This window comes from Solicola agrisoli, assembly GCF_049059935.1.
GTDB lineage: Bacteria > Actinomycetota > Actinomycetes > Propionibacteriales > Nocardioidaceae > JAURVT01.
This window is the reverse complement of sequence record NZ_JBMGQR010000002.1, coordinates 159,352-169,521: the sequence shown is the minus strand read 5'-3', so window position 1 is coordinate 169,521 and position 10,170 is coordinate 159,352. Positions and strand designations below refer to the sequence as shown.

Here is a 10,170-nt window from a genome sequence, read left to right as displayed (position 1 = left end):
CTCCGCGGAGGTGACCGCCCGACGGTTTCTGCGACAATCCGCCCGTGGCCACTGCACCGAGCGTCTCGTACTCCATCACCGTCCGCCTCGAGGTCCGCTCCGGCGGCGCCGGGGTCGGCGAGCTGACGTCCGCCGTCGAGCAGGCCGGGGGCCTGGTCTCCGCGCTCGACGTCACCGGGTCGGAGACCGACCGTCTCCAGATCGACGTCACCTGCGCCGCCTCCGACACCGAGCACTCGGCGGCCATCGTCGAGGCGCTGCGCGCCGTCGAGGGCGTCACCGTGCACAAGGTCTCCGACCGGACCTTCCTCATGCACCTCGGTGGCGTCATCGAGATGGACAGCAAGCACCCGATCCGCAACCGCGACGACCTGTCGATGGTCTACACGCCGGGCGTCGCGCGCGTCTGCCTCGCGATCGCCGAGAACCCCGAGGACGCACGCCGCCTCACCGTCAAGCGCAACTCGGTCGCCGTCGTCACCGACGGGTCCGCGGTGCTCGGCCTGGGCAACATCGGGCCGCACGCGGCGCTGCCGGTGATGGAGGGCAAGGCCGCGCTGTTCAAGCGCTTCGGCCAGATCGACGCGTGGCCGATCTGCCTCGACACCCAGGACACCGACGAGATCGTCCGCACCGTCGCGGCGATCGCGCCGGGCTTCGCCGGCATCAACCTCGAGGACATCTCGGCGCCGCGCTGCTTCGAGGTCGAGCGCCGCCTGCGCGACATGCTCGACATCCCGGTCTTCCACGACGACCAGCACGGCACGGCCATCGTGGTGCTCGCCGCGCTCCGCAACGCCCTGCGCGTCGTGGGTAAGGACATCGGCTCGGTCCGCGTCGTCATGGTCGGCGCCGGTGCCGCGGGCACCGCGATCCTCAAGCTGCTGCTGGCCGCCGGGCTCCGCGACGTCACCGTGTGCGACGTCGACGGCGTCATCCACGGCGGACGGGCCGACATGCACGACTCGATCCGGTGGATCGCCGAGCACACCAACCCCGAGGGCCGGACCGGCACGCTGCGCGAGAACCTCCCCGGTGCCGACGTCTTCGTCGGCGTCAGCGCCCCCAACCTGCTCGAGGAGTCCGACGTCGCCGCGATGGCCGCCGACTCGATCATCTTCGCGCTCGCGAACCCCACGCCGGAGGTCGACCCGGCGATCGCGCGTCGTCACGCCGCGGTGGTGGCCACCGGCCGCTCGGACTACCCCAACCAGATCAACAACGTGCTCGCGTTCCCCGGGATCTTCCGCGGCCTGCTCGACGCCCGCAGCCACGGCATCCACGAGTCGGTGCTCGTCGCCGCCGCCGACGCGATCGCGGCCACCGTCACCGACGAGGAGGTCAACGCGAACTACATCATCCCCAGCGTCTTCCACGCCGACGTGCACGAGCTGGTCGCCGAGGCCGTCCAGCACGCGTCCGAGGTGGCCGAGGGGCGCGCCCCGAGCAAGCAGGGCTAGGCGGGGGCGCCGGCCTCGCCGAGGTTGCGCAGCTCGGCGCCGAGCACGTCCTCGATGGCCGCGGCGAGCTCGCGGCGGAACACCGCGAGGACGGCCTGCCCGGCGACGGGCAGCAGGCCCTCGATCAGGCCGAGGATCTCGGGCCAGCGGTCCTCGGGCATCTCGGCCTCGACGAACGGCTGCCAGACCTGCGCACGGACGCGGTCGACGAGCGTCTGCGCGACGGCGCCGAGGTGCTCGGACAGCGTGGGCAGCAGCGTCATCACCGTCTCGGTGGACAGGCCGATCGCGATCGCGGACGTGCCGGCGCGCACGACGCTGGGCTGCAGCAGCAGCAGCGAGTCGTCGCCCTGGACCTCGACCAGCCCCGCGGTCACGAGCTGCTCGACCAGGGCGTCGTCGCGCTCGGTGCCGGCCATCGCGGCGAGCGCGTCGCGCGAGACCACCTGGGTGTCGTCGTCGGCGACGGGGGACTCCAGCACCTCGAGCAGGTCGAGCGCGTGCGCGGCGGTGCTGTCCTGGTTGCTGAGCACGGCCTTCTCGACCGCCGCGAGGGTGTAGCCGCGGTCGAGCAGCTCGCGCACCAGGCGCAGCCGGCTCACGTGGACGTCGTTGTAGTACCCGGTGCGCCCGGCGAGGCGAGGGGCCGGGATCAGCCCGCGTCCGGCGTAGGCGCGGACGTTGCGCACGGTCATGCCGACCCGGGCGGCGAGCTCGTCGATCGTGAGCTCGGCCTCGGACGTGGAGTCCGGGTCGGTCATCGCTGGCCTCTCGTGGTGCGGTCGGGGTCGGTACAGGATGTCACGGCATACGATCGGGGCGTGGTGGACGACGCGGCCGAGGGCGACTGGCTGACCGGCCGGCTGCTGCTCGCCGCGCCCAGCCTGGACGAGCCGACGTTCCGGCGCGCGGTGGTGCTGCTCCTCGACCACGACGAGCACGGGGCCCTCGGGGTGATCCTCAACCGGCCCACCGGTGCCGGGCTCGACGACGTCCTGCCCGGGTGGGCGGCCGTGGCGGCCGGCCCCGTCACGATCTTCGAGGGCGGCCCGGTGTCGGCCGAGGCGGCGCTCGCGGTGGGCGTCCTGCTGCCGGGCGTCGACGACGAGCCGCTCGGCTGGCGCCCGATGTACGGACGCGTCGGGCTGGTCGACCTCGACACCCCGGTGGCCGCGGTCGGTGACGCCCTCGCGGGCCTGCGCGTCTTCGCCGGCTACGCGGGATGGTCGCCCGGCCAGCTCGAGGAGGAGCTCGCGTCGGGGTCGTGGCTGGTGGTGCGCTCGAGCGAGCAGGACCTGCTGAGCCCCAGCCCGGACGACCTGTGGCGCGTGGTGCTCCGGCGGCAGGACGGCGAGCTGCGGCTGCTCGCCAGCTACCCCGACGACCCGTCGATGAACTGAGACCAGAACCCGGACGAAAGCGACTCCGGGAGGGCGGGTGGATGGCCTACACTTCGACTCGTGACGCCCCCCATGAGTCCCGGTTTCCTGAGTCCTGGTGCGCAGACCGTGGAGGACCGCCGCACGCTGCCCCAGACCAGTGACGGCGATCACGAGCGCTTCTCGCACTACGTGCCCAAGGACAAGCTCACCGAGGCGATGATCGAGGGCACTCCCGTGGTCGCGCTCTGCGGCAAGGTGTGGGTCCCGAGCCGCGACCCGCAGCGCTTCCCGGTCTGCCCGGAGTGCAAGGACCGGTGGGAGTCGTTCGAGCCCGGTGACGACGAGGGAGACGACCGTTAACGGGCGCTCCTCGCGCGCCGGACTGCTGGGGCTGACCGCTCTCGCGCTGGCTGCTGCACTCGTGTCCGCCGCCCCGTCCACGGCCCGGGCCGTCGACGCCCCCGCCGTCTCGCGCACGGCCGACGCGTGCGTCCCCGGCGACGTCGCGGCCCGTCAGGACGGCTACAGCCGCGAGTCCGCGCTCCCGGCCGCCACGGCGCACGCGCTCGACCGCCACCTCGACCGCCGCGTCAACGCCTCCGCCGGTGCCCGTCAGGCGCGTCCGTCCACGGCCGCGCTGGTGCGCAAGAACGTCCGCATCCCCGTGCGCGTCCACGTGATCAAGCCCCGCAAGGGCGCCAAGACGAAGATGACCAAGGCCAAGGTCAAGCGTCAGATCTCGATCATGAACAAGGCGTTCGCCGGCAAGCAGTCGTCGACCGGCGCCAACGCGCGCATCCGCTTCGTGCTCAAGGGCATCGACTACACCGCCAACCGGTCCTACTGGGACGCCGACTACCGGTCGGCGGCGGCCAAGAAGATGATGGCCCGCCTGCACCGCGGCGACGCCCGCACGCTCAACCTCTACTTCAGCTCGCCCAAGAACGACGTCAACAAGACGCTCGGCTGGTCCAGCTTCCCGCAGCGCGCCGCCAAGGCGCCGCGCAGCGACGGCGTCGTCATCAACGTCGACACCGTGCCCGGCGGGCGCTTCGCCGGCTACAACCGCGGCGACACCGCCGTCCACGAGGTCGGCCACTGGCTCGGGCTGTTCCACACGTTCCAGGGCGGCTGCTCGTCGCGCAACGACTACGTGTCCGACACCCCTGCCGAGCGCAACCCCAGCTTCACCTGCCCGATCGGACGCGACACCTGCTCGGCACCCGGTGCCGACCCCGTGCAGAACTTCATGGACTACTCCTACGACTCGTGCATGAACCACTTCACACGGGGCCAGGTGGAGCGCATGAAGCTGGCTTGGTACGCGTACCGTCGTTGACGATGAACCACGCTGCTGACCTTCCTCCGGCCTTCCCGGGGCGGGCGGCGTGGGGGACGGCTCCGGCGCTGCGCGCCTGGCAGGCCGACGCCCTCGCGCAGTACCGCGAGCGTGCGCCGCGGGACTTCCTCGCGGTCGCCACGCCCGGCGCCGGGAAGACGACATTCGCCCTGCGCGCCGCCGCCGAGCTGCTCGACTCCCGCGTCGTCGAGCGGATCGTCGTCGTCACGCCGACCGACCACCTCAAGACCCAGTGGGCCGAGGCCGCCGCCCGCGCCGGCATCCCGCTCGACCCGGCCTTCACCGGCAGCCAGGGCAAGATGGCCAGCGACTTCCGCGGCTTCGTGCTCACCTACGCCGGCGTCGCCGGCAACCCGACGGCCTACCGGATGCGCACCGAGCGCTTCCGCACGCTGGTGATCCTGGACGAGATCCACCACGCCGGCGACGCGCGGTCGTGGGGTGACGCGGTCAAGGAGGCGTTCGCGCCCGCCGTGCGCCGCCTGGCGCTCACCGGCACCCCGTTCCGCTCCGACGCCAACCCGATCCCGTTCGTCACCTACGCCCCCGAGGCCGACGGCGTCTCGCGGAGCGAGGCCGACTACTCCTACGGCTACGCCGAGGCCCTGCGCGACGGCGTCGTGCGCCCCGTGCTGTTCATGGCCTACTCCGGCGACATGCGCTGGCGCACGCGGGCCGGCGACGAGATCGAGGCGCGCCTCGGCGAGCCGCTGACCAAGGACATCACCCAGCAGGCCCTGCGCACCGCGCTCGACCCCCAGGGCGCGTGGATCCCGGCGGTCCTGCGGGCCGCCGACCGCCGACTGTCGGAGGTGCGGCGCCACGTCCCCGACGCCGGCGGCCTGGTGATCGCCACCGACCAGACGCAGGCCCGCGCCTACGCGAAGATCCTCAAGGAGGCCACCGGCACCCTGCCGGTCGTGGTGCTCTCCGACGAGCGCGAGTCGAGCAAGCGCATCGCGGAGTTCTCCGACGGCGACGACCGCTGGATGGTCGCGGTGCGCATGGTCAGCGAGGGCGTCGACGTCCCGCGGCTGGCGGTCGGCGTCTACGCCACCACCACGTCCACGCCGCTGTTCTTCGCCCAGGCGGTCGGACGCTTCGTCCGTGCCCGCAAGCGCGGCGAGATGGCGTCGGTGTTCCTGCCGAGCGCGCCGGGCCTGCTGCGGCTCGCGTCCGACCTCGAGGTGCAGCGCGACCACGTGCTCGGGCGCCGGGTCACCGACGAGGACGACGTCTTCGCCGCCGAGGAGTCGCTGCTGGCCCAGGCCAACGAGGGCGAGGGCGCCAGCGACGAGCTGAACCAGCAGTTCGAGGCGCTCGGCAGCGACGCGTCGTTCGACCGCGTGCTGTACGACGGCGGCGAGTTCGGCCACGAGGGCGAGGTGGCCGTCGGCAGCGACGAGGAGATGGACTTCCTCGGCATCCCCGGCCTGCTCGAGCCCGAGCAGGTGCGCGACCTGCTCCGCCACGCCCGCTCCCGGCGCTCGGCGCAGACGGCCGCCGCCGCTGCGGCGGCTCCCGTGGCGGCCGCCGAGCCGGAGCCCGAGGTGGCGACCCACGCGCAGCGCTCGATGCTGCGCCGCGAGCTGAACGGCCTGGTCGGCGCGTGGCACCACCGCACGTCCACGCCGCACGGCGTCATCCACAACCGGCTGCGCGAGTCGTGCGGCGGGCCTCCGGCGGCGCAGGCCTCGGCCGACGAGCTGACCGCCCGCATCGACACGCTGCGAGGTTGGGCGACCAAGCCGTCCTGAGCGTCTGCCTAGGCTGGTGAGGTGGCTCCGGAGACCTCGCAGACCCTCGACCGCGGCGTGCGCCTGATGCTCGCCGTCGCCGAGGCGCCCGCGGGCTTCACCGTCGCCGAGCTGGCCGAGTCGCTCGCGCTCAACCGCACCGTCGTGCACCGGCTCGTCACCACCCTGGCCGGGCACGACCTGGTCACCCGCGACGCCCACGGGCGCGTCGTCGCCGGTGCGGCACTGCTGCGGCTGGGCCAGACCCTGCGACCGGTCCTGCTGGCGCGCACGACCCCCGTGCTGCGGGCGCTGGCCGACCGGGTCGGCGCCACCGCCCACCTCACCGTGGCCGAGGGGGAGGAGGCCGTGGCCGTCGTCGTGGTCGAGCCCGGGTGGACCGACCTGCACGTCGCCTACCGGGTGGGGGCACGCCACCGGCTGGCCGACGCCGCGTCCGGGCGCGCGATCGCCCTCGGCCGCGAGACCGGTGACGCCCGCGGCTGGGCGGTGAGCCGGGGCGAGGTGCAGCCGGGCACCTTCGGCCTCGCCGCGCCCGTCCCGTCGACCGAGCTGGGGGAGGCCGCCGTCGGCCTCGTCACGCTCGACGAGCTCGACGAGGACGCCGTCGGCCCCCTGGTCGTCGCCGCCGCCCTCGAGGTGGCCGAGGTGCTGGGCGCCTAGTCCGCCGGCCCGACGGCCCGGACGAGGGGGCCCGTGCGGGGAGGCACCTGGGTGTCGAGGGCGATGACCGTCGAGGTGCGCAGGACGCCGTCGATCGCCCCGACGGTGTCGATGACGCGCTGCAGGTCGGCGTTCGAGCGGGCCACGCAGCGCACCCACAGGTCGCCGCTGCCCGTGGTGGTGTGCACCTCGAGCACCTCGGGCAGGGCGGACAGCTGGACGGCGACCGGACGGTGACCGGCGGTCTGGCTGATCTCGAGGGCGAGGAAGGCCGTCACGGTGAAGCCGAGCGCGGCGGGTGACACCGTCGGCGCCCACGAGACGATGACGCCGTCGGCCTCGAGCCTGGCCAGTCGTGCCTGCACCGTGCCGCGCGCGACACCGAGCTGCCGGGAGGCGCCCAGCACGCCGATGTGGGGCTCGGCGCTGAACAGCTCGACCAGGTCGACGTCGAGGGCATCCAGCGCGCGGCTCATGCGGCCCAGCGTAGGGTTTGGGACCCCTCGGGCTGGGGTACGGTTCGCGCATGTCGACACGGTTCGTCCGCGCTCTCGGGGTCCTGCTCACCACCTGCTGCCTGGGGTTGGTGTCGGTCGTGCCCGGCCCCGCCACCGCCGCCCAACGGGCCGGCAGCACCGGTGCGGACGGGATCGGCGACCCGTACTTCCCCGAGGACGGCAACGGCGGCTACCAGGTGGGGCACTACGACATCCGGGTCTCGTACGACCACCCGTCCAAGAGGCTGGCCGGCACCGCGACCCTGACGGCGCGCACCAAGCAGCGCCTCACCCGGTTCAACCTCGACCTCGCGCTCAAGGCCTCCGCCGTGACCGTCGACGGCGCGACGGCCCGCTTCAGCCAGAAGGGCAAGGAGCTGACGGTCTCCCCGGGCAGGGCCCTGGCCAAGGGACAGAAGTTCCGCGTCGCGGTCACCTACGCGGGCGTGCCGGAGAAGATCAAGCGGCGCGGCGAGAACGCCTGGTACACCACACCCACGGGCGGCGTCGTGGTGAACCAGCCGCAGGCGGCCGCCTGGTGGTTCCCGAGCAACGACCACCCGGCCGACCCCGCGGCGTTCGACGTGCGCGTCACGGTGCCCAAGGGCACCGAGGCGATCAGCAACGGCAACCTGGTGAGCACCACGCCCACCGGCAGCCAGGCCACCTGGCACTGGCGGCTGAGGTCGCGCATCGCCACCTACCTCGCGTTCGTCGCCATCGGCGACTACGACATCGAGCAGGGCACCGCCGGCGGCCGGAAGTACCTCTACGGGCTCGAGAAGGGCCTGCCGGCGAGGACGGCCGCCAACGCCCGCCGCTCCCTACGCACCACGCCACGGGTGACGAGCTTCCTGGCACGCCGGTGGGGCTCCTACCCCTACGGCGTCGTCGGCGGCGTCGTCCCGAACGTCGACTTCGGGTACGCGCTCGAGAACGCGACCCGTCCGGTCTACAGCCCGGCGTTCTTCGAGGGGGGCGCCAGCTCGAGCATCGTCGTCCACGAGATGGCCCACCAGTGGTTCGGCGACAAGGTCGCGGTGAAGCGCTGGAAGCACATCTGGCTCAACGAGGGCTACGCGACGTACTCGGAGTGGCTGTGGTCGCAGGCCCGGGGCAACCGCTCCACCCAGAGCCACTTCAACCGGCTGTACAGGGGCTACGAGGCGTCCAACGAGTTCTGGGACCTCGAGATCGGCGACCCCGGTGCCAAGCACATCTTCGACGAGCCCGTCTACGACCGCGGCGCCATGACGCTGCACGTCCTGCACAAGCGCATCGGCGACAAGGCGTTCTACAAGCTGAGCACCCGCTGGCACCGCGACAACGCCGACGGCCTCGGCACCACGCGCGAGTACATCGACCTCGCCGAGAAGATCACGGGCAAGAACCTCGACCCGCTGTTCCGGCAGTGGCTCTTCAGCGGCAAGAAGCCCACGATCACCCGCTGAGCGGCGTCGCTCAGATCCGGGGGCTGGACGACGCGGGCTTCTGGTTCAGACGCGCGTGCCGGTAGCCGTAGGCGAAGTAGACGACGAAGCCGAGCAGCAGCCACACCACGAACCGCAGCCAGGTCTCGACCGCGAGGCTCGACATCAGCCCGATGCAGCACAGCGCCGACAGGATGGGGACGATCGGCACCAGCGGGGTGCGGAACGGGCGGTCCATGTCCGGTGACGTGTGGCGCAGCACGACCACGGCGATCGAGACCACCAGGAACGCGAACAGCGTGCCGATGCTGACCATCTCGGCGAGCACGGAGATGGGGATGAAGCCCGCGAGAATCGCGACGGCGCCGACCGTCAGGCCCGTCATCAGCACCGGGGTGCCCCAGCGGGGGTGGATCCGGCTGAAGATCGGCGGCAGCAGACCGTCCCGGGCGAGCGCGAAGCCGATACGACCCATGGCCACGATGTCGACCAGGATCACCGACGACAGCCCCGCGACCGCGGCGATGCCGATCAGGATGCCGGCCCACTGCAGGCCCACCTGGTCGAAGACGTCGGCGACGGCGTCTCCCTCGCTGAGGTTCTGGTACTCGACCATGCCGGTGACCACCAGGCAGACGCCGACGTAGAGCAGCGTGCAGATGCCGAGCGTGCCGAGCAGGCCGAGCGGCATGTCGCGGCCCGGCTTCTTGGTCTCCTCACCGAGGTTGGCCACGGCCTCGAAGCCGCTGTAGGCGAAGAACACGACGGCCGCGGCGACGAAGACGCCGGCCAGGCCGTACGACGACGGCTCGATCCCCGAGACGAACTGCCACAGGGGCGCCGTCAGGGTGCTGCTGGTGCCGCCGCCCTCGGGCTCCTTGGCCGGCGGGATGAAGGGCACCAGGTTGGAGCCCTTGACGTAGAACGCGCCGACCGCGATGACGAACAGGCAGACGATCACCTTGATGACGACCAGCCCGTTGGTCACCCACTTGGACTCACGGATGCCGCGGATGGCCACGAAGCCCAGCACCAGCACGATGAAGATCGCGCCGACGTTGACGACCGAGCCCTCCTCGGCGAACCACTTGGACGGCAGGTCGAACACGCCCGCGACGTAGCCCGACCAGCCGCGCGCGACCACCGCGGCCCCAAGGGCGAACTCCAGGATCAGGTCCCACGCGATGATCCAGGCGAAGATCTCGCCGATCGTCGTGTAGGCGTAGGTGTACGACGAGCCGGCCGTGGGCACCGCGGACGCGAGCTCGGCGTAGCAGAGCGCGGCGAGCAGGCTCACGAAGCCGGCGATCAGGAACGAGAACACGACGGCCGGGCCGGCGTTCTCCTTCGCCTGGAGTCCGGTGAGGGTGAAGATCCCGGTGCCGATGACGATGCCGATCCCGAACCCGATGAGGTCCCAGGCCGACAGCGACTTGTTCAGCTGGCCCCCGCCGTGGGGGTCGTCGGCGCCGTCGGGGGTCTCGTCGTTCTGGTGGATGACGTCGTCGACGCTCTTCTTGCGTGTGATGTCCACCCGGCGACAGTAGACCCGCCGGGGCCCGTTCTGCCCGGTTGAGTCGTACATCGGCGCAACGAAATGTGCCCGACACAAGCCGATCGC

10 protein-coding genes are annotated in these 10,170 nt (G+C 72.2%); 7 read left to right on the top strand and 3 right to left on the bottom strand.

All coding sequences use genetic code 11. The features are described 5' to 3' along the window. Positions 1–44 precede the first annotated feature (44 nt). On the top strand, positions 45–1,460 hold the full coding sequence (locus ACI6PP_RS01930) for an NAD-dependent malic enzyme (RefSeq protein WP_421108596.1): 1,416 nt from the start codon (positions 45–47) through the stop codon (positions 1,458–1,460). On the opposite strand, the gene ACI6PP_RS01925 is transcribed toward ACI6PP_RS01930, so the two are convergent. Then, a complete protein-coding gene (locus ACI6PP_RS01925) occupies positions 1,457–2,221 on the bottom strand; it encodes a MerR family transcriptional regulator (RefSeq protein WP_421108595.1) in 765 nt (254 codons plus the stop codon). The two genes, ACI6PP_RS01930 and ACI6PP_RS01925, sit on opposite strands and share 4 nt — an antisense overlap. A 60-nt stretch (positions 2,222–2,281) precedes the next feature. Between ACI6PP_RS01925 and ACI6PP_RS01920 the strand changes: the two genes are divergently transcribed. The 5 genes from ACI6PP_RS01920 to ACI6PP_RS01900 all read left to right on the top strand — a co-directional run bounded on the left by ACI6PP_RS01920 (position 2,282) and on the right by ACI6PP_RS01900 (position 6,622). Further along, the gene (locus ACI6PP_RS01920) at positions 2,282–2,860 is read left to right on the top strand and encodes a YqgE/AlgH family protein (RefSeq protein ID WP_421108594.1); all 579 of its coding nucleotides are present in this window, start codon (positions 2,282–2,284) and stop codon (positions 2,858–2,860) included. Between the two features lie 72 nt (positions 2,861–2,932). Next, positions 2,933–3,202: a DUF3039 domain-containing protein gene (locus ACI6PP_RS01915; protein ID WP_421108604.1), complete on the top strand. Its 270-nt coding sequence runs from the start codon at positions 2,933–2,935 to the stop codon at positions 3,200–3,202. 61 nt (positions 3,203–3,263) lie between these two features. Beyond that, a complete protein-coding gene (locus ACI6PP_RS01910; protein ID WP_421108592.1) occupies positions 3,264–4,181 on the top strand; it encodes a zinc metalloprotease in 918 nt (305 codons plus the stop codon). A 2-nt stretch (positions 4,182–4,183) separates the two neighbouring features. Beyond that, a complete protein-coding gene (locus ACI6PP_RS01905; protein ID WP_421108591.1) occupies positions 4,184–5,959 on the top strand; it encodes a DEAD/DEAH box helicase in 1,776 nt (591 codons plus the stop codon). Between the two features lie 21 nt (positions 5,960–5,980). Then, a complete protein-coding gene (locus ACI6PP_RS01900; protein ID WP_421108589.1) occupies positions 5,981–6,622 on the top strand; it encodes a helix-turn-helix domain-containing protein in 642 nt (213 codons plus the stop codon). Here the strand turns inward: ACI6PP_RS01900 and ACI6PP_RS01895 are convergent. Next, the gene (locus ACI6PP_RS01895) at positions 6,619–7,098 is read right to left on the bottom strand and encodes an Lrp/AsnC family transcriptional regulator (protein WP_421108588.1); all 480 of its coding nucleotides are present in this window, start codon (positions 7,096–7,098) and stop codon (positions 6,619–6,621) included. The genes ACI6PP_RS01900 and ACI6PP_RS01895 overlap by 4 nt on opposite strands. Before the next feature lie 50 nt (positions 7,099–7,148). On the opposite strand from ACI6PP_RS01895, the gene ACI6PP_RS01890 reads away from it, so the two are divergent. Beyond that, positions 7,149–8,570, top strand: a complete 1,422-nt coding sequence (locus tag ACI6PP_RS01890; RefSeq protein WP_421108586.1) for a M1 family metallopeptidase — start codon at positions 7,149–7,151, stop codon at positions 8,568–8,570. 10 nt (positions 8,571–8,580) lie between these two features. Here the strand turns inward: ACI6PP_RS01890 and ACI6PP_RS01885 are convergent, their stop codons facing one another. Next, a complete protein-coding gene (locus ACI6PP_RS01885) occupies positions 8,581–10,083 on the bottom strand; it encodes an APC family permease (RefSeq protein WP_421108585.1) in 1,503 nt (500 codons plus the stop codon). Positions 10,084–10,170: the final 87 nt, after the last annotated feature.